This window comes from Bradyrhizobium sp. GW821-FHT13H05 (assembly GCF_058804065.1).
The window spans coordinates 103,823-127,844 of the sequence record NZ_JBXAPO010000016.1; the positions used below are offsets into that span (position 1 = coordinate 103,823).

Annotated in this window: 21 protein-coding genes; 10 read left to right on the plus strand and 11 right to left on the minus strand. The window is 65.2% G+C overall.

Features of this window, described 5'->3' with window-relative positions:
- Position 1 precedes the first annotated feature (1 nt).
- The 3 genes from AC1RR3_RS32575 to AC1RR3_RS32585 are packed head-to-tail and all read left to right on the plus strand — an operon-like array spanning position 2 to position 3,238.
- Positions 2-544 (plus strand): hypothetical protein, encoded by a 543-nt coding sequence (locus tag AC1RR3_RS32575; protein ID WP_492828376.1) that lies wholly within the window; start codon positions 2-4, stop codon positions 542-544.
- A 49-nt stretch (positions 545-593) separates the two neighbouring features.
- The gene (gene der / locus AC1RR3_RS32580; RefSeq protein WP_492828378.1) at positions 594-1,976 is read left to right on the plus strand and encodes a ribosome biogenesis GTPase Der; all 1,383 of its coding nucleotides are present in this window, start codon (positions 594-596) and stop codon (positions 1,974-1,976) included.
- Positions 1,973-3,238, plus strand: a complete 1,266-nt coding sequence (locus AC1RR3_RS32585; RefSeq protein ID WP_492828380.1) for a TCR/Tet family MFS transporter — start codon at positions 1,973-1,975, stop codon at positions 3,236-3,238. Before der ends, AC1RR3_RS32585 begins: the two co-directional genes overlap by 4 nt.
- A 68-nt stretch (positions 3,239-3,306) precedes the next feature.
- Here AC1RR3_RS32585 and AC1RR3_RS32590 read toward each other — a convergent pair whose 3' ends face one another.
- The 6 genes from AC1RR3_RS32590 to radA all read right to left on the minus strand — a co-directional run bounded on the left by AC1RR3_RS32590 (position 3,307) and on the right by radA (position 10,601).
- Positions 3,307-4,530, minus strand: coding sequence for an ABC transporter substrate-binding protein (locus tag AC1RR3_RS32590; protein ID WP_492828382.1), 1,224 nt, complete (start codon positions 4,528-4,530; stop codon positions 3,307-3,309).
- A gap of 167 nt (positions 4,531-4,697) precedes the next feature.
- Positions 4,698-5,846, minus strand: coding sequence for an NHL repeat-containing protein (locus AC1RR3_RS32595; RefSeq protein ID WP_492828384.1), 1,149 nt, complete (start codon positions 5,844-5,846; stop codon positions 4,698-4,700).
- A 78-nt stretch (positions 5,847-5,924) separates the two neighbouring features.
- Positions 5,925-6,665, minus strand: a complete 741-nt coding sequence (locus AC1RR3_RS32600; RefSeq protein ID WP_492828386.1) for an SDR family NAD(P)-dependent oxidoreductase — start codon at positions 6,663-6,665, stop codon at positions 5,925-5,927.
- A 156-nt stretch (positions 6,666-6,821) separates the two neighbouring features.
- Complete coding sequence (gene purF / locus AC1RR3_RS32605; protein ID WP_492828388.1) at positions 6,822-8,327, minus strand: amidophosphoribosyltransferase; 1,506 nt, start codon at positions 8,325-8,327, stop codon at positions 6,822-6,824.
- A 29-nt stretch (positions 8,328-8,356) separates the two neighbouring features.
- On the minus strand, positions 8,357-8,986 hold the full coding sequence (locus AC1RR3_RS32610; RefSeq protein ID WP_492828390.1) for a CvpA family protein: 630 nt from the start codon (positions 8,984-8,986) through the stop codon (positions 8,357-8,359).
- Positions 8,987-9,152: 166 nt separating this feature from the next.
- Positions 9,153-10,601: a DNA repair protein RadA gene (gene radA, locus AC1RR3_RS32615; protein WP_492828392.1), complete on the minus strand. Its 1,449-nt coding sequence runs from the start codon at positions 10,599-10,601 to the stop codon at positions 9,153-9,155.
- A 181-nt stretch (positions 10,602-10,782) separates the two neighbouring features.
- Between radA and AC1RR3_RS32620 the strand changes: the two genes are divergently transcribed.
- Together AC1RR3_RS32620 and AC1RR3_RS32625 are read left to right on the plus strand one after the other, a co-directional pair.
- A complete protein-coding gene (locus tag AC1RR3_RS32620; protein ID WP_492828394.1) occupies positions 10,783-11,940 on the plus strand; it encodes an ABC transporter substrate-binding protein in 1,158 nt (385 codons plus the stop codon).
- Positions 11,940-14,006 (plus strand): putative bifunctional diguanylate cyclase/phosphodiesterase, encoded by a 2,067-nt coding sequence (locus tag AC1RR3_RS32625; RefSeq protein ID WP_492828396.1) that lies wholly within the window; start codon positions 11,940-11,942, stop codon positions 14,004-14,006. The genes AC1RR3_RS32620 and AC1RR3_RS32625 overlap by 1 nt, the downstream gene beginning before the upstream one ends.
- An 11-nt stretch (positions 14,007-14,017) precedes the next feature.
- Here the strand turns inward: AC1RR3_RS32625 and AC1RR3_RS32630 are convergent, their stop codons facing one another.
- Positions 14,018-14,743 (minus strand): sulfite exporter TauE/SafE family protein, encoded by a 726-nt coding sequence (locus AC1RR3_RS32630; RefSeq protein WP_492828398.1) that lies wholly within the window; start codon positions 14,741-14,743, stop codon positions 14,018-14,020.
- Positions 14,744-14,931: 188 nt separating this feature from the next.
- Between AC1RR3_RS32630 and AC1RR3_RS32635 the strand changes: the two genes are divergently transcribed.
- The 3 genes from AC1RR3_RS32635 to AC1RR3_RS32645 all read left to right on the plus strand — a co-directional run bounded on the left by AC1RR3_RS32635 (position 14,932) and on the right by AC1RR3_RS32645 (position 16,611).
- Complete coding sequence (locus tag AC1RR3_RS32635) at positions 14,932-15,240, plus strand: hypothetical protein (RefSeq protein ID WP_492828400.1); 309 nt, start codon at positions 14,932-14,934, stop codon at positions 15,238-15,240.
- An 89-nt stretch (positions 15,241-15,329) separates the two neighbouring features.
- The gene (locus AC1RR3_RS32640; RefSeq protein ID WP_492828402.1) at positions 15,330-15,698 is read left to right on the plus strand and encodes a GFA family protein; all 369 of its coding nucleotides are present in this window, start codon (positions 15,330-15,332) and stop codon (positions 15,696-15,698) included.
- A gap of 97 nt (positions 15,699-15,795) precedes the next feature.
- Entirely contained in the window at positions 15,796-16,611 is an 816-nt protein-coding gene (locus AC1RR3_RS32645) for a hypothetical protein (RefSeq protein WP_492828404.1), read from the plus strand.
- Between the two features lie 99 nt (positions 16,612-16,710).
- Here AC1RR3_RS32645 and AC1RR3_RS32650 read toward each other — a convergent pair whose 3' ends face one another.
- Positions 16,711-17,487 (minus strand): exodeoxyribonuclease III, encoded by a 777-nt coding sequence (locus tag AC1RR3_RS32650; protein ID WP_492828406.1) that lies wholly within the window; start codon positions 17,485-17,487, stop codon positions 16,711-16,713.
- Positions 17,488-17,527: 40 nt separating this feature from the next.
- Between AC1RR3_RS32650 and AC1RR3_RS32655 the strand changes: the two genes are divergently transcribed.
- A complete protein-coding gene (locus AC1RR3_RS32655; protein ID WP_492828408.1) occupies positions 17,528-17,746 on the plus strand; it encodes a cysteine rich repeat-containing protein in 219 nt (72 codons plus the stop codon).
- A 155-nt stretch (positions 17,747-17,901) separates the two neighbouring features.
- On the opposite strand, the gene alr is transcribed toward AC1RR3_RS32655, so the two are convergent.
- The 3 genes from alr to AC1RR3_RS32670 form a co-directional block, all read right to left on the minus strand.
- Positions 17,902-19,167: an alanine racemase gene (gene alr / locus AC1RR3_RS32660; protein WP_492828534.1), complete on the minus strand. Its 1,266-nt coding sequence runs from the start codon at positions 19,165-19,167 to the stop codon at positions 17,902-17,904.
- A 46-nt stretch (positions 19,168-19,213) separates the two neighbouring features.
- On the minus strand, positions 19,214-20,722 hold the full coding sequence (locus AC1RR3_RS32665) for a replicative DNA helicase (RefSeq protein ID WP_492828410.1): 1,509 nt from the start codon (positions 20,720-20,722) through the stop codon (positions 19,214-19,216).
- A gap of 755 nt (positions 20,723-21,477) precedes the next feature.
- Positions 21,478-22,728 carry a cyclopropane fatty acid synthase gene (locus tag AC1RR3_RS32670; RefSeq protein WP_492828412.1) on the minus strand — a complete coding sequence of 417 codons (1,251 nt, stop codon included), beginning with the start codon at positions 22,726-22,728 and terminating at the stop codon, positions 21,478-21,480.
- A gap of 281 nt (positions 22,729-23,009) precedes the next feature.
- On the opposite strand from AC1RR3_RS32670, the gene AC1RR3_RS32675 reads away from it, so the two are divergent.
- The gene (locus AC1RR3_RS32675) at positions 23,010-23,981 is read left to right on the plus strand and encodes a hypothetical protein (protein ID WP_492828414.1); all 972 of its coding nucleotides are present in this window, start codon (positions 23,010-23,012) and stop codon (positions 23,979-23,981) included.
- Positions 23,982-24,022 lie beyond the last annotated feature (41 nt).

The following is a 24,022-nucleotide window of genomic DNA, read 5'->3' on the forward strand; positions in this document are numbered from 1 at the left end:
TATGCGCCGCACGTCACGCTTGATCGCAGCCGCCGTCCTGATCGCCTTCACAGGCGTCCTGGGCGGCTGCTCCAGCTTCGATCCGAGCGACATGCTCGACTTCCTCGACACCAAGAAGAAGCTGCCCGGTGACCGCAAGCCGGTGTTCCCGGAGGGCGTGCCGGGCCTCGAGCAGGGCGTGCCGAAAGACATGTATAAGGGCGCCCAGCAGCAGCCGGATCCGAACGCGCCTGCCGTGGCGGCCTTGCCCGCGGAGCCACCGCCGTCAGAGGCTGCAAAGCCCGCCAAGGGGGCCAAGGCAAGGAAAACCAGGCAGCCAGCCGCTGCGGCCGCGCCGGCTGAGGCGCCCGCCGGCGAGGTTGATGGCGAGACCCAGCCCGAGGCCGCGCCGCCCGCGGCCACTCCGCCACCCAAGCAGAAGATCGTCCGCAAGCGCACCACCGCGCCGCCGCCGGACCAGCCGGTCCAGGCGCAACCGACCCAAACCACGCAGCAATCGGGGGCCTTCCCGGCGCCGATGCCGAGTGGCAGCTTCTCGCGCTAATAACTTCATTGCATTGACAGGCGCGGCCTTCGCAGCGCACGAATGACCGATGTCCTTCACGATTGCCATTATCGGCCGGCCCAATGTCGGCAAATCGACGCTGTTCAACCGCCTGGTTGGGCAGAAGCTCGCGCTCGTCGATGATTTGCCGGGCGTCACCCGCGACCGCCGCGAGGGAGAGGCCAGGCTTGGCGATCTCGAATTCACGATCATCGATACCGCCGGCCTCGACGAGGGCGCCAAAGGCTCGCTGACCGCGCGTATGCAGGAGCAGACCGAGGCCGCGATCGCGCAGGCCGATGCGCTGTTCTTCGTCGTCGATGCACGCATCGGCCTTACACCTAACGATCGCGCCTTTGCCGATTTCGCCCGCAAGGCCAACAAGCCCGTGCTGCTGGTCGCCAACAAGAGCGAGGGTAAGCACGGCGATATCGGCGCGATGGAGTCCTTCGCGCTCGGCCTCGGCGATCCCATCCAGATCTCAGCCGAGCACGGCGAGGGCATGGGCGAACTCTACGACGCGCTCGCCAAGCTGATGCCGGAGCCCGTCGTCGAAGATGAGGATGAAGACGACGAGCCACTCACCGAGGAAGAGGCCGCGACGCGTCCGATCCGGGTCGCCATCGTCGGCCGGCCCAATGCCGGCAAGTCGACATTCATCAATCACCTGCTCGGCGAGGAGCGCCTGCTGACCAGCCCGGAGGCCGGCACCACGCGGGATTCCATTGCGGTCGAGATCAACTGGAAGGGCCGCGAATTTCGCGTGTTCGACACCGCTGGCCTGCGCCGGCGATCGCGCATCGAGGAGAAGCTGGAAAAGCTCTCGGTTGCGGACGCGTTGCGCGCGGTGCGCTTTGCCGAAGTCGTCGTGATGATGATGGACGCGCAGAACCGCTTCGAGGAGCAGGACCTCCGCATCGCCGATCTGATCGAGCGCGAGGGCCGCGCGGTCGTTCTCGCCGTCAACAAATGGGACCTGATGGAAAGCAAAGGTGGCGGCGCCATCTCGGGCCTGCGCCGCGATGCCGACCACTTGCTGCCGCAGGTCAAGGGCGTGCCGATCGTGGCCGTCTCCGGTTTGATGGGCGAAGGGATCGATCGCCTGATGCAGGCCATCCAGGACGCCTACGCGCTCTGGAACAGGCGCGTGTCGACTGCGGCGCTGAACCGCTGGTTCGAGCAGGCAGTCCAGGCCAATCCGCCGCCGGCCGTCTCGGGCCGCAGGCTGAAACTGAACTACATCACGCAGACCAAAGCCCGCCCGCCGAGCTTCGTGCTGTTCTGCTCGCGCGCGGACGCGGTGCCGCAGTCCTATCTGCGCTACCTCGTCAACTCCATGCGCGAGGCTTTCGAGCTGCCGGGTACACCGGTGCGCATCACTCTCCGTGAAAAGGCCAACCCCTTCGCCCACAAGCGCAAGCGGCCGTCGTGAGCAACGATGCCGGCGAGGCGACGGCGCAAGGCGCTGCGCCGGTCCGGCGCGGTGCCGTCGCCTTCATCTTCGTGACCATCCTGCTCGACATGCTCGCGCTCGGCGTGATCATGCCGATCCTGCCGAAACTGATCGAGAGTTTTGTCGGCAACGATACCGCGCATGCGGCGCGCATCTTCGGCCTGTTCGGTACCGCCTGGGCACTGATGCAGTTCGTGTTCTCGCCGGTGCTCGGTGCGCTGTCGGATCGCTTCGGACGGCGGCCGGTGGTGCTGCTGTCGAATTTCGGGCTCTCCGCCGACTATGTGCTGATGGCGCTGGCGCCGTCGCTGGCGTGGCTGTTCGTCGGTCGTGTCATTTCGGGCATCACCTCGGCAAGTATCTCGACCGCCTTTGCCTACATCGCAGACATCACGCCGCCGGAGCGGCGCGCGGCGGTCTTCGGCAGGATCGGCGCGGCCTTCGGCGCCGGCTTCATTCTCGGCCCTGCGCTCGGCGGGCTGCTCGGCGATATCGATCCGCGGCTGCCGTTCTGGGCCTCGGCCGCTCTCAGCTTTGCCAATGCGCTCTATGGGCTCTTCGTCCTGCCGGAATCGCTGGCGCAGGAGAAGCGCGCGCCGTTCCGCTGGACCAGCGCCAATCCCGTCGGGGCGCTACGTCTGCTGCGCACCAACGTGGCGCTGGCCGGATTGTCGGTCGTCAACTTCATCGCGCAGGTCGCGCATGTCGTGCTGCCCTCGACCTTCGTGCTCTATGCGACCTATCGCTATGGCTGGGATTCCAGGACGGTGGGGTTGACGCTCGCGATGGTCGGCGTCTGCGCCATGGTGGTGCAGGGGCTCGCGATCGGCCCGATCGTGCGCGTGCTCGGCGAGCGCAACGCGCTGGTGATGGGCCTGTGCTGTGGCGCGGTCGGCTTCGTGATCTTCGGCGCGGCGCCGACCGGGCCGCTGTTCTGGATCGGTATTCCCGTGATGTCGCTGTGGGGTATCTCGGGCGCCGCGATGCAATCGCTGATGACGCGGCTGGTCGCGCCCGATCAGCAGGGCCAGCTGCAGGGCGCGACCGCGAGCGTGCAGAGCGTGTCGCAGCTTGTCGGCCCATTCCTGTTCACGCTGACGTTTTCGTACTTCATCGGCGCCAGCGCGCCGCTGCATCTGCCCGGCGCGCCGTTCCTGCTGGCGGGTGTGTTGATGGTGATGTGTGTGGGAATCGCGATGCGGGCGCTGGCCGATGAGCGTCATTCCGGGCTGGTGCGTTAGCACCAGACCCGGAATCTCGAGATCCCGGGTTCGATGCGTCGCATCGCCGCGGGATGACCGCTACGCGGTCACTTCTTCACCAGCGGGCACTCGCTGTCCTTGAGCGGCTTGGCGGCATCTTCCGCCGAGATGGTCGCGATCAGCTTGTAATAGTCCCACGGTCCCTTCGATTCCTCCGGCTTCTTCACCTCGAACAGATAGGCCGGAATGATACGGCGGCCGTCCTCGCGGAGCGGACCCTTGCCGAACAGCGGATCGTCGGTCGGAATTTCCTTCATCTTGGCGACGACCTTGGCGCCGTCATGCGGGTTGCCGCCGAGGGCATCGAGCGTCTTGAGATAATGCAGCACGGCGGCGTAGTTGCCGGCCTGGGTCATCGAGGGCATCGCCTTGTTGGCGACCCTCTCCTGGAAGCGCTTCGAGAAGGCACGCGTACCCTCGTTGAGGTCCCAGTAGAAGGATTCGGTGAAGGTGAGGCCGTGGGCGGTCTTCAGGCCGAGCGAGTGGACGTCGTTGATGAACAGAAGCAGCGCGGCGAGCTTCTGGCCGCCTTCGACGATGCCAAATTCGGCCGCCTGCTTGATCGAGTTGGTGGTGTCGCCGCCGGCGTTGGCGAGGCCGACGATCTTCGCCTTCGAATTCTGCGCCTGGAGCAGGAAGGACGAGAAGTCCGACGTGTTGAGCGGATGCTTGACGCCGCCGAGCACCTTGCCGCCGTTGGCGGTGACGACCGCACTGGTGTCACGCTCGAGCGCGGCGCCGAAGGCGTAGTCGGCGGTGAGGAAGAACCAGGTGTCGCCGCCGGCCTTGGTCAGCGCCTTGCCGGTGCCGTTGGCGAGCATGTAGGTGTCGTAGGTGTAGGAGATGGTGTTGGCGTTGCAGGCCTTGCCGGTGAGGTCGGCGCTGGCGCCGCCATTGTTGAGCAGGACGGCGTTCTTCTCCTTGACGACGTTGCTGACGGCCAGCGCCACGCCGGAGTTTGGCGTGTCGGCGATCACGTCGACCTTCTGGGTGTCGATCCACTGCCGCGCGATGTTGACGCCGACGTCGGGCTTGTTCTGATGATCGCCGCTGATGACGTCGATCTTCCAGCCCTTGGCGCGCAGGCCGGAATCCTCCACCGCCATGTTGATGGCCGCCACCGCACCGGGGCCGCCAATGTCGGCGTAGAGGCTCGACATGTCGTTGAGCACGCCGATGGTGACGGTCTTGTCCTGGGCGGACGCGGATGTTGCAAAACCGAAAGCGGCACAAGCCAGAAGGGCCGCATAGCGGCGCGCGAACGTCGTCATAAAAGGTTTCCTCCATTGTGAAATATGCGAACGGCTCTCTTGCGGAGCCTTGGTCCGGCTGATGGCTCTACCGTGTCCCAGGCCTTGCGGCAATGCGCCTAAAGCCGGATGACGCTGCGTCGTAGCGTCATCCGTCGGTTAACTTTTGGGCAAAATGCGTCAAGACGCTATTTCAGCGCGTCCGACGTCAGCTTGAATTTCTGGATCCGTTTTCCGGTATCGACCTCGGCGGTATAGACGTTACCCTTGGCGTCGACCGCCATGGCATGCACCCAGTGGAATTGACCGGCGTTGCGGCCGTTATGCCCGAAGCTGCCGACCACGCTGCCGTCCTCGCGCTTGATGATGCGGATCTCGTTGTTCTCGCCGTCGGCGCTGAGCAAATAGGTCTGCTTCGGGTCGGGCCAGATCGCGATGTCCCACACCGCCCCGTTGCCGAGCGTGTTCTTCTCGAAGAAGAACTCCTTCACGAAGCTGCCGTCCTTCTTGAACACCTGGATGCGGTTGTTGATGCGGTCGCAGACATAGACGAGGCCGTCATTGGCGAGCTTCACGCAGTGGACGGGGTTGGCGAATTGCTGCGAGACCGGCGCCTTGGGATCGTAAGGCGGCTGCTTGGCGTCATCAGGCTTGTTGCCGTAGGCGCCCCAGTGCCGCTTGTAGGCGAGCGTGCTGGCGTCGAACACGATGACGCGGCGATTGCCGTAGCCGTCGGCGACGTAAATCTCGTTCGCCTCCTTGTCGATCGTGGTCTCGGCGGGCTTGCCCAGCTGGGTCGTGTCGTTGCTGCCGAGGCTCGGCGCGATCTTGCCGATCTGGGCGACGAACTTGCCGTCGAGCGTGAACTTCAAAATGGCGTTGTCATTGTCGGCATTGCCGCCGATCCAGACGAAGCCGCGCTCGTCGACCTCGATGCCGTGCTCGCGGCCGACCCATTCATAGCCTTCGCCCGGACCGCCCCACGAGCGCAGGAGGTTGCCGTCGGTGTCGAATTCGAGCACGGGCGGCGCCGAGATGCAGCATTTCGAGCGCGGCGGGTTGAGGCTCGCGCCTTTCTCGTCATCGGTGAGCGAGCGCGGGCGATGGATCACCCAGATATGGCCCTGCCAGTCCACCGTGATGCCGCCGACCTGGCCGAGGATCCAGTTGTTCGGCAGCGGCTTGGGCCAGGAGGGATCGACGGCGAAGGTCGGCACATCGCCTGCGGCCGCAATGTTTGGAAATGCGAACGCGGTTGCCGCAATCAGAATGGAGAAGACGTGAGAGCCATTTGCGAGCGCACGGTCGAGGCCTGTGCGATTCCACCACGTTGCCATGGCAACCTCCCTTTTTGGCTTGCGGCTTTTCTGCCGCTTGAGCGCGGGCAGTCAATCGCGGGGAGGCAGCCAAGTCAATCAGGCCGGCGCGCGGAAGCTCATCAGGCTGCGGGTCTTGTAGTCGTAGAACTTGCCGGTCTCGGTCCAGCCGGGCGTGCACATCGGCACGATGAATTCGGCAACCTGCTCGGGCGTCTCCAGCGTCGCCGGATCTTCGCCCGGCATCAGCGTGGCGCGCATGCGCGTGCGGATCGGGCCGGGATTGAACAGATTGATGCGCAGTTTCGTGTTCGCCGTTTCCTGCGCCCAGGCGCGCGCCAGCGTCTCCAGCGCGGCCTTGGAGGCGGCGTAGGGGCTGACATAGGCGGTGGCCTTGTTGGCCGCGCCCGAGGTGATGAACACGGCGCGGCCCGCATCCGACTGCTTCAGCAGCGGCTCCATGCAGCGGATCAGCTGGAAGTTCGCGGAGACGTTGACCGCCATCACGTCGGTGAAGGCCTTCAGCTCGATATGGCCGACCGGCGAGGAGGGGCCGAGCACGCCGGCATTGCCGATGAGGATGTCGAGCTTGCCGTAGCGCTCGTGCAGACCAGCGCCGAGCCGCGCGATCCCGTCGGAATCGGTGAGGTTGAGCGGCACCAGCGTAGCGCTGCCGCCGTCTTTCCGGATCTCGTCGTCGAGCTCTTCCAGCCCGCCCTGCGTACGCGCCGTCGCAACGATATGCGCACCGGCCCTGGCGAGCGCCTTGGCGGTAGCAAAACCGATGCCCCGTGAGGCGCCGGTGACGAGAGCGATGCGGTCGGCGAGGGGCTTTGTCATGGCGGGGTTTTACAGGCGTGGATGGCCGGGACAAGCCCCCACCACGACGTCATTCCGGGGCGATGCGCAGCATCGAAGCCGGAATCCGGAGGTTACGAAACAATCTCGAGATCCCGGGTTCGCACTATCGCGCGCCCCGGGATGACGCCTTCGGCGTCAGCTCGCCTCCGCCAGCAGCGACAGCTGCCGCGGCTGCTGTTCGGTCTGGGTCTGGTCGGTGAGGTGGGTCGGATACGCCCCGGTGAAGCAGTGATCCGCAAACTTCGGATTGGCGGGGTCGCGGCCGGGCTCGCCCATTGCGCGGTACATGCCGTCGATCGACAGGAACGCGAGCGAGTCGGCGCCGATGAGCTCGCGCATCTCCTCGAGCGAATGCGTCGCGGCCAGCAGGCCGCCGCGGTCGGGCAGGTCGATGCCGTAATAATCGGGATAGAGGATTGGCGGCGAGGCGAGGCGGAAGTGCACTTCCTTGGCGCCGGCGTCGCGCATCATGCGCACGATCTTCTTCGACGTGGTGCCGCGCACCAGCGAGTCGTCGATCAGGATGATGCGCTTGCCTTCGATCGCGGCGCGGTTGGCCGAATGCTTCATGCGCACGCCGGACTCGCGGATCGCCTGCGTCGGCTGGATGAAGGTGCGGCCGACATAATGGTTGCGGATGATGCCGAGTTCGAACGGCACGCCGGAATGCTGGCTGTAGCCGACCGCGGCGGGCACGCCGGAATCCGGCACCGGCACGACGACGTCGACCTCGACATGGCTCTCGCGCGCGAGCTGCGCGCCAAAATTCTTGCGAACCTCGTAGACGGAGCGGCCGTGGACGATGGAGTCTGGACGGGAGAAGTAGATGTATTCGAAGATGCAGGGCCGCGGCGCCATCGGCGGGAACGGCTTGTGGATGTCCTGGCCGTTCTCGTCGAATACGATGACTTCGCCGGGCTCGATCTCACGGACGAAGCGCGCGCCGATGATGTCGAGCGCGCAGGTCTCCGACGTCAGGATGGGGCAGCCGTCGAGGTCGCCCAGCACCAGCGGGCGGATGCCGCGCGGATCGCGCGCGCCGACCAGCTTCTTGTTGGTCAGCGAGACCAGCGCATAGGCGCCTTCGATCTCGCGCAGCGCGTCGATATAGCGCTCGATGAAGCGGGCTCGCCTGGAGCGGGCGACGAGGTGCAGGATCACCTCGGTGTCGGACGTCGACTGCATCATCGCGCCGCTCTTGACGAGCTCGCGGCGCAGCGTCAGGCCGTTGGAGAGGTTGCCGTTGTGAGCGACCGCGAGGCCGCCGGCATTGAGCTCGGCGAACAGCGGCTGCACGTTGCGCAGGATGGTGGCGCCGGTCGTGGCGTAGCGGACGTGGCCGACCGCCATGTTGCCGGGCAGGCGGTCGATCACCTCGCGGCGGGAGAAGGTGTCGCCGACGAGGCCCAGGCGCTTTTCTGAGTGAAAGCGGCTGCCGTCGTAGGAGACGATGCCGGCGGCTTCCTGGCCGCGGTGCTGAAGGGCGTGGAGGCCGAGTGCGGTGATGGCGGCGGCGTCAGGGTGGCCGTAGATGCCGAAGACGCCGCATTCCTCGCGGAGCGTATCGCCGTCCAAATCGTCCTGAAGCTCTAGTGCAGCTGGGCCGAGATCACGTTGGGCGTCCTGGTCAGGGTGTCGCATCTCGTCCGCGCCTCTCTATTAGGGCCTAATCAACGCGCCGCAGGTTTCTCGATCAGCTTCTTCAGGCTGTCACGAGCAGGTTTACTGTATCCGTCGCCACTGCCCGCAGGCGGCTGTTCGGAATCAGCTTGATCATCATCTGGTTTGTTTTTCTTGAATCTCTTCAAGATGGTGTTCTCGGGGTCGTCAGGCAAGAGGGCCATCAGCCAATCCCCGGTTCCCTGGAGCACCACGCGGGATTTCGCCCCCGTGACCCAGTCCGGGCGCTGCTTGTCCGGCACCAGCCAGGTGAAGAACAGGAAGGCGACCACGACGATCAAAAGCCCGCGAGCCAGGCCAAACAGGAAGCCGAGGGTGCGATCCAGCGCGCCGATGCGCGAATCCAGGATCATGTCGGAGATCCGGACCGTGATCACCGAAACCACGACCAGGGTACCAATGAACACGCCGGCGACCACGACCACGCTCGCGACGGTGTCGTTGTTGAAATAGGTTTTTGCGGTCGGCAGCAGCTTCGAGAAGGAATACAGCGTCACGATCGCGGCGGCGCCCCAGGCCGCGATCGAGAGGATTTCGCGCATGAAGCCGCGGACCATGGCAAGCAGGCCCGAAATCAGCATCACACCGAGCAGGATCAGGTCGAGGAGTGTTACTGGCATCGGCTGGTCTGGTCCGCTCGTACTTCAAAGGTGCTCAGCGAATCGGTGTTTGGCCGCCGCCCTAAAAGAGGGGCAGACGGCGTTCCCGGCAAGGCCGCAACCACGCAATCCCATGCTGCTTTTGTGACGGCTGTATAGCGGTGGGGGCTTCCGGCGTCACCTCCACCTAACCCTCTCCACGGCGGAATCTTGCCGGTGTGGCATTTTTCTCCGCCGGCGGGCCCGAGTCGCCGCGGCGGGAGCCGCGGGCGGCGATCTCGGCGACCAGCGTCGTGAGGCTGTTGACCGCGTTCAGGGTCAGTCCGGCGTCGCCGCCGGCATCACCGCCGCGGGCCGATTCGGGAAGCACGGCGCGCTGAAAGCCGAGTTTTGCCGCTTCCTTGAGCCGGGCCGGGGTCTGCGCCACCGGGCGGATCACGCCGGAGAGTGAAATCTCGCCGAAATAGACCGCATCGGTGGGTAACTGCGCATTAACCAGCGACGAAACCAGCGCGGCCGCAGCAGCCATGTCGGCGGCCGGTTCGTGGATGCGCAGGCCGCCGGCGACGTTCAGATAGACGTCGTGGCCTGATAGCTTGACCCCGCAATGGGCCTCCAGCACCGCCAGCACCATGGAGAGTCGGCTCTGATCCCAGCCGACCACGGCCCGGCGCGGAGTGCCGAGCGAGGTGGGGGCGACCAGCGCCTGTAATTCGACCAGAACGGGCCTCGTGCCCTCGATGCCCGCAAAGACGGCGGTGCCGGGCGTGCCGAGATCGCGCTCGGACAGGAACAGCTCGGACGGATTGGTGACCTCGCGCAGGCCAAGGCCCGTCATCTCGAACACGCCGATCTCGTCGGTCGGGCCGAAACGGTTCTTGACGGCGCGCAGGATGCGGAATTGCTGCGAACCTTCGCCCTCGAAGGACATCACGGCATCGACCATGTGCTCGACCACGCGGGGGCCGGCGATCTGGCCGTCCTTGGTGACGTGGCCGACCAGGATGATGGCCGCACCCGTCTTCTTGGCGAAACGGATCAGCGCCTGCGCCGAGGCACGCACCTGCGTCACCGTGCCGGGGGCGGATTCCACCGTGTCGGTCCACATCGTCTGGATCGAGTCGATCACGATCAGCCGCGGCACCGCGCCTTCCGACAGCGTCGAGACGATGTCTTCCACCGAGGTCTCGGCCGCGAGCTGCACCGGCGCGTCCGACAGGCCGAGACGCTCGGCGCGTAGCCGCACCTGGGCGATGGCTTCTTCGCCGGAGATGTAGACGATGCGGTGGCCGGCGCGCGCCATCAGGCTGGTCGCCTGCGTCAGCAGCGTCGATTTGCCGATGCCGGGATCGCCGCCGACCAGCAGCACCGAGCCGCGGACAAAACCGCCGCCGGTGACGCGGTCGAGCTCGGTCATGCCTGAGGACAGACGCGGCGCATCCGGGCTTTTGCCGGCAAGGCTCTCCAGCGCGAACGTTCGTCCCTTACGCTTGGAGCGGATCGACACCGGCACGCTGCCGGTCGCGTCCTCCTCGGCGAGCGTATTCCACTCGCCGCAGGACTCGCACTTGCCCTGCCAGCGGTTATAGGCCGCGCCGCAGTTCTGGCAGACGAAGGAAAGTGTGTTCTTGGCCATGGGGACAGCGAGTCGAGGGTTTCAGGATTGCTGATAGCACGGAAGGCGGCGCCCCAATGAGCGCAATTGACATCAATCGATACACGCTTTGTTAGCTCTAGACCGTCGCGCTGCGCCCGACTTTGCTAAATGTTAGCGGACGCAGCTCCAGTTTCGGAACCGAGACGGGGTGGCGAAAAGAATGACGATATTTTTGCGCATAATGCTCGCTGTGGGCATGGCCTGCGGCGTCCTGGCGCCAGGCGGGCGCGCCGTCGCGGCCGACGCAAAACCCCTCAACATAGTTTTCGTGAACCCCGGCAAGACCGGTGAGGTCTATTGGGACATGGTCGCCCAGACCATGCAGGCCGCTGGCCGCAATCTCAATGCGCATGTCGAGGTGCTGACCAGCGAGCGCAATTACCGCACCATGCAGGAGCTCGGGCTCGGCGTGGTGGCACGTCCCGACAAGCCTGATTTCCTCATTCTCTCGAACGAGGAATCCGCCGCCGTTCCGGTCCTGGAGGCGGCTGAGGCCGCCGGGGTCAAGACGCTGCTGCTGTCGAACACGCTGATCGGCGAGGATGCGGTGCGGCTCGGACCGCCGCGCCAGAAGCTCAAGACCTGGCTCGGCGACATCACGACCGATCTTCAAACCGCGGGCGCGCGGATGGCCAACGCGCTGATCAGCGCGGCGCGTGCCGAGAAATGGCAGAGCCCGGACGGCAAGATCCACATTCTCGGCATCGGCGGCGACGAGATCACGCCGGCCTCGATCGCCCGCAATGCCGGCCTCAAGCTTGCCGTGGACGCCGCGCCCGATGTGGTGGTGGACCGGATGCTGTTCGCCAACTGGACACAGTCCGAGGCCGAGCAGGTCACGGCGAATTATCTGGGCTGGGCCTCGCGCAAGGAGATCCGGCCCGCCGGCATATGGGCCGGAAACGATCCGATGGCGCTCGGCGCGCTTCGCGCGGCAACCGCTGCCGGCCTCGTGCCGGGCCGGAATATCGAGGTGGTCGGCCTCAACTGGTCGGACGACGCGCTGCGCGAGATCAAGGCGGGCCGTCTGCTCCTGACCGACGGCGGGCACTTCCTGCTCGGCGGCTGGTCGATCGTGCTGCTGCGCGACTATGCCGACGGTTGTGATTTCGCGGCGGTTACGCCCCATATCGAGGCCAAGACATCCGCGATCACGCGCGCCAATCTCGGCTCGGTCGGCGACCTCATCAAGATCCGTGCCTTTGACCGGATCGATTTTGCGCGGTTCAGGGCGAAGGCGGGACGCTGCGGCCAGTATGACTTCTCCGTCGATGCGCTGATCTCGTCGCTGGCGCCCCTGGAAGGTGTCGCCGACTGATGCGAAACGATAGCGACATGACCGATCCGGATCGCAACGGGCAGGCGACGCCTTCACGCTCGCGCTCGGTGGTCCGGGCAATGATCTGGGCCACGGTGCCGGTGCTGCTGGTGGTGCAGCTGCTGGCCTCCGCGGGCGTCGAGGTGTCGAGCTTCTGGTCGCAGATCAAACAGCTCGACGCACGCGTTGCCCGCACCGCCGAGAGCCGCGCCGAGCTGATCGCCGAACCGCTCTGGAAGATGCGTTACGACCAGGTCACGGGCGTGCTGAACGAGATCATGCACGACGAGACCATCGCAGCTGCAGCGGTCTACGACGACACCGGCGTTGCGATCGCCCGCGTGGTCGCGCGTCCCTCGGATCAGGCGGTCTCGGAGGTTTCCCGTCCGATCGACTACCGCAACGGCAACATGGCCGTTGAGGCCGGCCGCATCGTGATCGCCTATTCCTACGCGACGGTCTACGCCAACACCGGCAGCCGGCTGCTGCTGCTGCTGGTCGTCGGCCTGCTCGCAACATTCGCGACCGTGGTTGCGATGCGGATATCGGCCAACACCTTCATCGGCCGGCCGCTCGCCGCCATCATGTCCGCGATCCAGCGCAGCAAGCAGGATGGGCGGGCCTATCCGGCGGACATCACATCGTCGAACGAATTCGGCCAGCTCGCGCACGCCTTCAACGCCATGCAGCACACGACATCGGGCGCGCTCGACCGGCTCGGCCACATGGCCGCGCACGATCCACTGACGGGGCTGCCCAACCGCCGCTCGCTGTCGGAGCATCTGGTGACCTTGAGCAAGGACGCCGGCTCGCCGGACTCGCTGATCGCGTTCTGCTTCATCGATCTCGATGACTTCAAGGGCATCAACGACACCTTTGGTCATGATGCCGGCGACAAGTTCCTGGTTCGCATTTCCGAGCGTCTTCGCGAGGCGGTCGCGCTACAGGACTGGGTCGCGCGGCTCGGCGGCGACGAATTCGTCGTCATCCGCCCCGAGGTCAGCAACGAGGCGACTGCGCAGACGTTCGCGCGCCAGCTGCTGGACGCGATTTCCGAGCCGATCCGGCTGCACGACAAGCAGGTCGTGCCGCGTGCCAGCATCGGCCTTGCGGTGCGTCGCGCCGGTGATCCCGAACTGTCACACCTGCCGGCGCTCGCCGACATCGCGCTCTACCATGCCAAGAGCAAGGCGCCCGGCACCGTGGCGGTGCTGGACGAAGCGCTCCAGCGTGACTACCGCCGTCGCCGGGATCTGGAGCTCGCCATTCCCGCGGGCTTCGCCGAGGGACAATTCGAGGTCTGGTATCAGAGCCTGGTCGACCTCGAGACCCAGGCTGTCGTCGGCCTCGAGGCGCTCATTCGCTGGCGCCATCCCGAGCATGGTGTGATCGGTCCCGGCGAATTCCTGCCGCTGATCGAGCGCAGCGGCAACAACGCGCGGCTGACGCGCTATGTGCTGACCGACGCCTGCTGCGCGCTGCAACGCCTGGCGGCCGCCGGCAGACCGCAGATCCGGATCGCCATCAACCTGCCGCCGTCCGAGCTCGCCGATCATTCACTCGCCGCCGAGCTGCGCGAGACCTGCCTGCGCTTCGGCGTCGCGGCATCAATGCTGGAGCTCGAGATCACCGAGGGATCGCTGATCAACAACATCGCCAGCGCATCCGAGACCCTGCATCGGCTGCGACGGCTCGGCGCCACGATCGCGCTCGACGATTTCGGCACGGGCTACAGCTCGCTTGCCCATTTGCGCCGGTTTCCGCTCGACAAGGTCAAGATCGACAAGGCATTCATCCGGGAGATCCCAGACAGCGCGGAAGACAAGGCGATTGTCGGCGTCATTGCCTCGCTCGCCAACACGCTGGGGCTGACCTTGGTGGCCGAAGGCATCGAGCGGGCCGAGCAGGCCCAGGCGATGCGCGAAATGGGCGTGAGGTTCGGACAGGGCTTTCTCTATCAGCGGCCGCAGCCGCTCGAGGCCGTGCTGCAATGGCTCGAGGGGCAGGCTGCCGAGGGCCGGATCCACATCGACAGCCCATCGATAGCGCCCGAATTCGCCGCCTGAGCGCGGCGCGATCAGGGCTGCGTCGCGTTCCAGAGCATCGAGAGCCCGGCCGCGATCATGATCGCGTCCATCAGCACACGGAACGCGTCCGGCTTCAGGTGCAGCACGAAGCGCTTTGCGATGAACGCGCCTGCCATCAGCGAGGAGCCTGCGATCAGGCCCTTGATGAAGACCTCCTGCGTCAGCGCGCCGAAGCGTTCGAACGTCACCGACTTTGCGAAGTAGAGGCCGAGCGAGGCCGCGGCCTCGGTTGCAAGGAACGCGCCCTTGGACAGGCCGTAGAACAGGAACAGCGGCACGCTGAGCGGACCGGTCGAGACCACGATGCCGGTGAGATAGCCGATCACGGCGCCGCCGACCGCGAGATGCCAGAGGTTGGCCTTGAGATCGTGCCGCGCCAGCCAGTGCCGCACCGGCACCATCGCGATCAGGAAGATGCCGATGGCAAGATCAACGGCGTGAGAGGGCAGCGCCAGCAGCGTGCGCGCGCCGAGGACTGCGGCCGGAATGCCGGTGACCGAATAGGCCGCGCAGGCCCGCCAGTCGACCTCGCGCCACCAGGCGAGGATCCGCGAAAAATTCGCCATCACGGAGGCCACCGCCATGATCGGCACGGCCTCCTTCGGCCCATACGCGTAGACCAGCACCGGCATCAGCATGATCGACGAGCCCGTGCCGACAATGCCTGAGATGGTGCCGGCGATGAGGCCGACGATGAGGACGAAGAGGAAGGCCAAGGGCAGGGGCTCCGGGAATCGGAGAAGTGTAGCCGGAGGCGGGCAAGCGTGCCCAGCCGCATCGACATCGGTTCGGTAGTTAACCGCTGGTGCCGCGCCGGCCGACAATCCGACCGGTTCCCCGGCCGGATCCTTCAAATTTGAAGCGTATTGATCGAAGCGTTCGCTCAAGGAATTTGAGGCCCGCGATGCCCGACCAACACTCCTTCTCCGCGCTTGACCGCCATGCAGTGCTTGGCGGATCCGACAACGGCTTTCCTTGGGTAGCCGGCGCCATGCTCGCGTTTGAGGCCAGCGAAGTGGTGCGGCTGCGCTGCGAGAAGCTCAGCCACGGCGACGAGGCCGCCGGACAGGAAGCCGTGCTGATGGTGAGCGAGAAGATCGCTGCAGCCTTCGAGGCCGCCGCGAGCCTGCTCGCAGGCGCGACACCGGCCACGGTCATCCAGCGCTATCGCGAGCATGTAGTGGCCAACGCCAAGCGGCTGTCCGCGAAATAGGGTCTCCGGCCGGCGGTTCGCTGCTGACAGCACGTTGGCAGCAGCGGCCGACTACGACCACCTCCTGACAAAAATGGAGTGTGCGGGTCATGCCGATCGAGGCAAGCTGTCATTGCGGTGAGACGGTGTTCGAGGTGACGGAGGCGCCCGCGAGTGTGACGCGCTGCACCTGTTCGCTCTGCGCCAAGCGTGGGGTGTTGTGGGCATATTACAAGCCGGCGCAATTCCGTCTGATTTCCCCGCCGGAAAATGCCGCGACCTATCTTTGGCGCAGCCGCACCGTCAAGCATCATTTCTGCGCGAGCTGTGGCTGCGGTACCTATTCAGAGTCGCCGGACTGGTCGACCGGCAAGCCCGATTTCGACAATCCCAAGGTCGGTGTGAATGCGCGCCTGTTCGACGATTTCGATCTCGACGCGGTGCCGGTCAACATGATCGACGGCAAGAACTTGTTGTGAGCGTTTGGGGCTCGCGCATATCTGCTGCACGTCCGCGCTCTTGAGGCCATTTTGAAAAGCTGATTTGGTTCCGGCCCGAGAATAAAGGGAGGAAGCCATGATGCGTCTTTTTGCGCGAGTGATGCTCGCGATGTGTCTGAGCGTTGTAGTGGGCTTCAATGCACAGGCGCAGACCAGGCCGAAGGTCACGACATCAGGACCTGACTTCCCCAAGGCCGCTTTGTTCGTCGGCAACAGCTTCTTCTACTACAACAACGGCATGCCCGGGCATCTCTCCTTCATGGAGCGGGCGGCCGACGCCGAGAACAAGGCGGCGTATCGCAACACCATGGCGACGATCGGCGGCTCCGGCCTCGACTGGCACGACATGGACAATCTGCTGCGTCCGGGCGGCATCGGCGCCTATTCCTTCGACGACCAGAACGTCGTCGTCTTCAACAAGCCGGGCAAGCAGTTCGACGCCGTCGTGATGATGGATTGCAGCCAGTGCCCAATCCATCCGCAGTTGAAGGACGCGTTCACGACCTTCGCCAGGAAGGACAGCGAGATCGTTCGCGCCCACGGCATGCGGCCGGTGTTTTTCATGTCCTGGGCCTATGCCGACAAGCCGGACATGACGGAGGGGCTCGCCGAAGCCTACACGGTGGCGGGCAATGCCAATGATGCGTTGGTCATTCCCGCAGGCCTCGCCTTTGCACGCGTGCGCAAGCTCCAGCCCGAGCTCAATCTCTATGCGCCGGACAAGCGGCATCCGAGTCCCGCCGGCACCTATCTGGCGACGTGCGTGACGCTTGCCGCGCTGACCGGCCGCTCGCCGGTTGGTAACGCCTACACGATGGGCCTGGATGCGCCGACGGTGGAGCTGCTGCAGAAAGCGGCGTGGGATACGGTGCAGGACTATTACGGGCGGTAATTCGTAGGCTGGATCAGCGCAGCGTAGTCCACCACTGTTTGTATCCGCAGAAACAGAAGTGGTGGATTACGACTTCGGCTCATCCACCCCACGGCACCGTCATCGCGGCCTCAACATCACCCACGCCGGCGCGTGATCGCTCGCGCCGTCCTCGCCCCGAACCTTCTTGTCGACGCCGGCCTTGACCAGCCGTGAGACGAGGGCGGGGCTGAGCAACAGATGATCGAGCCGCAGTCCCGCATCGCGCGGCCAGCGGTTTCGCTTGTAGTCCCAGAAGGTGTAGATGCGCTTGTCCGGGTGCAGCTCGCGGATCGCATCGCACCAGCCTTGCTCGACGAGGGAGGCAAAGGCCGCGCGGCTCTTCGGCTGGATCAACGCATCCTTGTCCCATGAGCGCGTCGGATAGATGTCCGCCTCGGTCGGGGCGACGTTGTAGTCGCCGGCGAGCACGACGGGGAGGTCCTGCTTGATGAAGGTTTTGGCGTGACGCTTGAGGCGCGCGAACCAGTCGAGCTTGTAGTCGAATTTCGGTCCGGGCTGGGGATTGCCGTTCGGCAGGTAGATGCTGGTGACGATGATGCCGCGCACGGCGGCCTCGATGTAGCGGGCTTCGTGATCTCCAGGTTTTCCCGGCAACCGGTCGCGCGTGAGGATGGGCTCGGCGTTGCGGGCGAGGATGGCGACGCCGTTCCATGTCTTTTGTCCGCGCCAGACTGCGCCGTAGCCGGCCTTTTCGATGGCGGCGACCGGAAATTCGCCATCACTTGCCTTCAACTCCTGAAGTGCGACGACATCGGGCTTCGCCGCGCGCATCCATGCGAGCAAATTGGGCAGGCGGCGGTTGATGTTGTTGATGTTGAATGTCGCGATCTTCATGTAGAGCTACCGGCTCCTGCCTTCCGTCACCGGAGATACAATGTCCAAGTTGAGCTTTGCTGCTTTCGTCGTCGTTGCCGCGATCTCCGGAGCGGCTTCGGCACAATCGTCCGATCCGCGCGGCGCGTGCAAGGCGGATTACGACAAATTCTGTGCCGGTATCGCACCAGGCGGCGGCATCGTCGCCTGCCTCAACGGCAAGCGCGACCAGCTGAGCGCGACCTGCAAGGCGGCGCTCGACAGCAGGAAGAAGAAGTAAGCACCGCTCTCGTGTCCCGGACGCGGCGCAGCGCGAAGCGGTGCGGCGCAGAGCCGGGACCCACCTCACCACAAATGCTGGGCCCCGGCTCTGCAGCGCACGACCCCGCGAAGGGCGGCGTACTGCGCTGCGTCCGGGGCACGAGAATTCGCCTGCTAGCTCGGCAGCGGTGGCGGGCTCGCGGGCTGCTCGATCGGCGGCTGCTCGGCCGCTTGCGCGGGCTCCGGCTTTGCCAGCGGCTCCACCACATTGCCGCCCTTGTAGATGCGGGCATAGCGAGGTCCGAGGCTGGTCAGCACCTCATAGCCGATCGTGCCGAAATGATGTGCGAGCTCGTCGACGGTGATGCCTTCGCCGAGCAGCGTCACCAGGTGGCCGCGCCGCGCCGCATTCGGTGGCAGATCGGTGATGTCGATCGCGATCAGGTCCATGGAGACGCGGCCCGCGACCGGGCAACGCTTGCCGGCGACGATCACCTCGGCGCCGCGGGTGCCGTCGTTTGAGCTGGCGGCGCGGAAATAGCCGTCGGCGTATCCGACCGCGATGATCGCGAGCTTGGTCGGCCGCCGTGCGGTCCAGGTGCCGCCATAACCGACACTCTCGCCGCGCTCGACATTGCGGATCTGCACGATGCGCGCCTTGAGGTCGACGACCGGCTGCATCGGATTGTCGGCCTCCGGCGTCGGGTTGACGCCGTAAAGCGCGGCGCCCGGCCGCACCAGGTCGAACTGAAAGGGCGCGCCGAGGAAGATGCCGGAGGAGTTGGCGAGCGCCGCCGGCACGCCGGAGAATTCGCTGGCGATGCCGCGGAAGGCAGCAAGCTGTTTTGCATTGACCGGGTTGTTGAGCTGCTCGGCCGAGACCAGATGGCTCATCACCAGCGTGATGCCGTGATCGCCGGCATTGATGCGGGGGATGATGGCCTGCGCTTCCGATAACGTGAGCCCGAGCCGGTTCATGCCGGTGTCGATGTGAACAGCGGCGCCCCCGTTCCAGCCCGTGCGGCGGCAGAACACGTCCCATTCAGCGAGCTCGTTGAGATCGCCGATCACCGGGCGGCAGTTGATGCTGGCGTAGTGCTCGCCGGTGTTCTGGAAATAGCCGCCGAGCACGTAGATCGCGGCTTCCGGCACCGCTGCACGGACGTTGCGGGCCTCCTCGATGGTGGCGACGAAGAACGTCTTGCAGCCGGCTTTGCTCAGGGCCCGCGAGACCTGCGCGGCGCCGCAGCCATAGGCGTCGGCCTTGATCACCGCCGAGCATTCGGCCGGCACCGCCGTCTTCTCGAGCTTGCGCCAGTTGGCGATGATGGCGTCGAGATCGACGGTGAGCACGCCGCCATAGGACGCGAGTGCGGCAGCCTGATTGGCCTCCGCTGAGAGAAGGCCGGATTGCGGGATCATTTTCGGGTCGGACGCCATTGTCATGGCGCCGTTTTACGCAAGAGGCAGGCCTGGTTCAAGGAACTCAGTAGTCGTTGCCGCTGCGAGCCGGCATCTGGCTGTCAGGCGCGAGGTCGCCGAACCTGGTGACCGAGGCTTCGAACGCCAAATCGACGGTGCCGGTCGGGCCGTGACGCTGCTTGCCGATGATGACCTCGGCCTTTCCGTGTGCAAGACTCATGTCGAGCTGCCACTTCTCGTGTTCAGGCGTGCCTGGGCGGGGCTCCTTCATTGCGAGGTAGTATTCCTCGCGGTAAACGAACAGGACGACGTCGGCGTCCTGCTCGATCGAACCGGATTCGCGCAAGTCAGAGAGCTGCGGCCGTTTGTCGTCGCGGGATTCGACCTGGCGTGAGAGCTGGGACAGCGCGATCACGGGAACGTTGAGCTCCTTGGCGAGCGCCTTCAGGCTGGTCGTGATCTCCGTGATTTCCTGGACGCGGTTGTCGCTCCGCTTGCCCGAGCCCGACAACAGCTGGATGTAGTCAATCACGAGCAGGTCGAGGCCCTTCTGTCGCTTCAGCCGGCGCGCACGCGCCATCAGTTGCGCGATCGACAGGCCACCAGTTGCGTCGACATAGAAAGGCAGCGATTGCAGCTCGATCGAGACCTCCCGGATCTTCTCGAAATCGGCTTCCGAGATGCCGCCGCGGCGGATGTGGGAAGAGGGAACGCCGGTGCGCTCGGCCACGATACGCGTGGCGAGCTGGTCGGCCGACATTTCGCAGGAGAAGAAGCCGATGACGCCGCCATTGGCGGCCTTCGTGGTGCCGTCGGCCTGGATTTCCGGAACGTAGGCTCGTGCGACATTGTAGGCGATGTTGGTCGCCAGCGACGTCTTGCCCATGCCCGGGCGTCCGGCCACGATGATGAGATCGGAGTGCTGCAGGCCGCCCATCTTGGTGTCGAGGTCGCGCATACCCGTCGAGATGCCCGACAGCTTGCCGTCGCGCTGGAACGCCTTTGCCGCGAGATCGACCGCGACCGCCAACGCCTGCGAGAATTTCTGGAAGCCGCCGTCATAGCGGCCGGACTCGGCGAGCTCGTAGAGGCGCCGCTCGGCGTCCTCGATCTGTGCCCGCGGCGCAAAGTCCACCGGGGCGTCATAGGCGACATTGACCATGTCCTCGCCGATGCCGATGAGGTCGCGGCGCAGCGCCAGATCATAGATGGTGCGGCCGTAGTCCTGGGCGTTGATGATGGTGGTCGCTTCAGCGGCCAGGCGTGCCAGATATTGCCCGATGGTCATGCCGCCGACATCGGTGTCGGCGGGCAGGAACGTCTTCAGTGTGACGGGCGTGGCGATCTTGCCCATCCGGATCAGGCTGCCGGCGGTCTCGTAGATGGTCTGGTGCAGCGGCTCGAAATAATGCTTCGGCTCGAGGAAGTCGGAGACACGATAGAAAGCGTCGTTGTTGACCAGGATCGCGCCCAGAAGGCTCTGTTCCGCCTCGATATTATGCGGCGCGCTCCGATAGGCGGGAGTTCCGGCTTCGGGCGCGAGTTTGAGGACGTTCGAATCAGTCAGGGCCATGGTCGAGCGATAGCAATTTTCTGGGGCGGATGCGGGGCCGGGATAAAGCGCCGCCTCAAGCCAAAGCGGAAGCGAAAGCTGACCGCTATCAACCGCTCAGTTAAAATGGTGGATGATTAGCAGCCGCAGCACGCGCCGCGCTTGACGGATTTTGCGGAACTCGTCCGACCGCGAAAGCGGCCGCGACGACGCCACGGAAAAATCCTGAAACCGTGAACCTAATGAGTTGGCGCGAAGACGTATCGAATAGCGCGCCAAAAGGCACGCGCCGGGAGCTTTCGGCTCGGATTCAAACCAGCAGGAGGTAGACCAGCGCAACCAGGGCCGCTCCGACGCCGGTGGCGATCAGGGCGTAGTCGGTGCGGAGGTCGTCCTGCACGTCGAATGAGGTTTGGGTCTGTTTGCTCATGGCGACGGTCTAAGCCAGTGCCGACCAGACTTATGTGAAGCAGATCACATCTCTCCGGATTCTTTCGGGGTACAGCCGGAACAGGCAGGCGGGCAGGGGATTGTCCCAGACCCGCCAACAGGGAACGAGGCAAGCGATGCGGCCAGAACGGCAGCACCAGATTTGGCGAAGCGAGGCAGGCAGCCGGCTTTGGCTGTCCGGGCTGATCGCGGCCATGCAGCACGCCGAACAGCCCGAGGTCAGACGCCAGCCGGTCGCACCCGAGATTCTCGACGAATTTCGGGCGCAATTGGCGTTAACGGCCTCTTTCCGGTCATCCCCGATTTCGACCTTGCGTCACTAGGGTCTATTCACCAGCCAGCTTCAGCCTAGGCCTGGCGCCGCCTTCGATCGCTCGCAGGCGCGTTTCCTCGTGCATGATGTAGTCACGGGTCATCGGCACCACGCCCTGACGCTTGGTGAGCTGGATCTGGAAGTTCATCATGTCCTGCTTGCGGAACGTCATCTCGCTAGCCGCCAGATAAAACTCCCACATCAGCGCGAAGCGCTCGTCGTAGAGCTGCACGGCTTCCTCGCGGCGCGCCATGAAGCGCTCGCGCCAGGCCTTCAGCGTCTCGGCATAATGCAGGCGCAGGATCTCGATGTCGCAGACCAGAAGGCCCGCGCGCTCGATCGCCGGCAGCACCTCCGACAGTGCGGGGATGTAGCCGCCGGGGAAGATGTATTTGGCGATCCAGGGATTGGTCGAATCTGGCCCTTGCGAACGGCCGATCGAGTGCAGCAGCATGACGCCGTCCTCGCTCAGGAGTTCGGCGCAGCGCTGGAAGTAGGCGTCGTAGAATCTCGCCCCGACATGCTCGAACATGCCGACCGAGACGATGCGGTCGAACGGGCCGTCGATGTCGCGATAGTCCTGGAGCAGGAAGCGTGCTGATCCGGTCAGGCCCTTCTCGTTCGCGCGCGCACTCGCGACCTGCAACTGCTCGGTCGACAGTGTGACGCCGGTGACGTCGGCGCCCGCGATTTCGGCGAGATAGAGCCCGAGCCCGCCCCAGCCCGAGCCGATGTCGAGCACGCGCTGGCCCCCCTTGACGCGCAGCTTCGCGGCGATGTGCCGCTTCTTGGCGAGCTGCGCGTCGTCGAGCGTTGCCTCCGGCGTCTCGAAATAGGCGCAGCTATATTGCTTGTCGGCGTCGAGAAAGAGCGAATAGAGCCGCGCATCGAGATCGTAGTGGTGCGCGACGTTTTTGCGGGCGCGCGAACGCGGATTGAACTGCTTCAAATGCCGCGTCAGATAGCGCAGGTGCCACCAGGGCTTTGCCCACTGCGGCAATAGGTCGGGTTGATCGAGCAGGATTGCGAGGGCATCAGCTATGGTGCCGCGTTCGACGACGAACTCGCCGTCCATATAGGCCTCGCCAAGCCCGAGTTCGGGATTGACGAGGATCTTTCGCTCCGCGTCAGCGGTGACGAAGCGGACTGCGACCGGTTTGCCCGAGCCGTCGCCGACGGTGAATTTCGATCCCTTTGCCGTGGTCACCGTCATCGACCCGCGGCGGATGAATTGAGTCAGAAATCTACGCAATAAACGGTCCATCGACACCTTCCTCTCGAGCGAACCCGAAGAGATGCGACCAACCCAGCATTCACCCCCCGCGCCCAGGTCCCGCTCCGGTTCCTATGCGTTTGCATCTAAATTTAGGGAGGGTGTTCTGGCCCTGCTATTGCGCTGTGATCACAGCCGATATTCCAAAAGCGCTTAATCACATCCTTGCGCGTGGAGCCTGCTTCCATTCGCGGCTCAATCCGCTAAAAGGTGACCCGCCGCTGCGCCTTATGCCGGCAGCAATTCGCGGAAATTCAATGGAGATGATGGGAATGTCGAGCCGAGCGCTCAGCCTCGCGACGGTATTGCTTCTGATCGGCTTCGGCGCGGCCGATACCGTTCTTGCGCAGGCGACGAACCTCGAGGCCGGCAAAAGCCCGTCCCAGATTTTCGCGCAGACCTGCAATGCATGCCACAAGAGTCCGCGCGGGCTGTTGAAGTCGGTGGCACCGGGCTCACTGCCGGGCTTCCTGCGCCAGCACTACACCACGAGCTCGGACATGGCGGGCATCCTCGCCTCCTATCTCGTCTCCAACGGCGCCAGCGACGCCCGCTACCAGGCCAAGGACGGTGGCAAGGACGGCAAGGACAAGAAGGACGGCGCCAAGGAGAAGGACGCGAGCACCGCGCCTGGCCAGACGCCTGAGCATCAGGGTCGCCGCCAGCGTCCGCAGGACGCCGCAAAGCCGGAAGCCGAGGGCGCAGCTCCGCCGGCCGAGGGCCGCCAGAAGCGCGCGGCGCGGCCGAGCGAGGAGGGCGCCAGGGAAGGCGTGAAGTCCGAGGGGCAGGCAGCGCCAGAAGGCCGCAAGGGCAAGCGTCGCAGCAAGCCCGGGACCGAGGAAGCACCGAAGGTCGATGCCGCCGCACCGGCGACTGACGAGAAGAAGAGCGAGCCGAAGACCGAGACCAAGCCCGAAAGCGCCAAGGTCGAGCCCGAAGCCAAGCCCGACAGCGGCAAGGCATCAGAGAAACCCGCTGAGACGAAGCCGGAAAGTGCCAAGGTCGAGCCGCGCGGCAGCGAAGCTCCGGCGCTGCGGCCCGATCCGGTGCCGCAGGTGACGCCGGCCCCGCCGGCTGCCGCCGCGCCCAAGCCGGCGGAAGAGGCGGCTCCAAAGCCTGGACCTGCCGCGAGCTCGGAACCCGCACCCGCGGCCAAGCCGCAGGAGGCACCGCCGCCCGCGACCGCAGCGGCCCCGCCGCCGGCAGAGTCTTCCGGTCCGCCCGCGCCGCCGATCTCGCGGTAAGCCCCCACATTTTCCGATCGACATGCGAAGGCCGCGTTCAT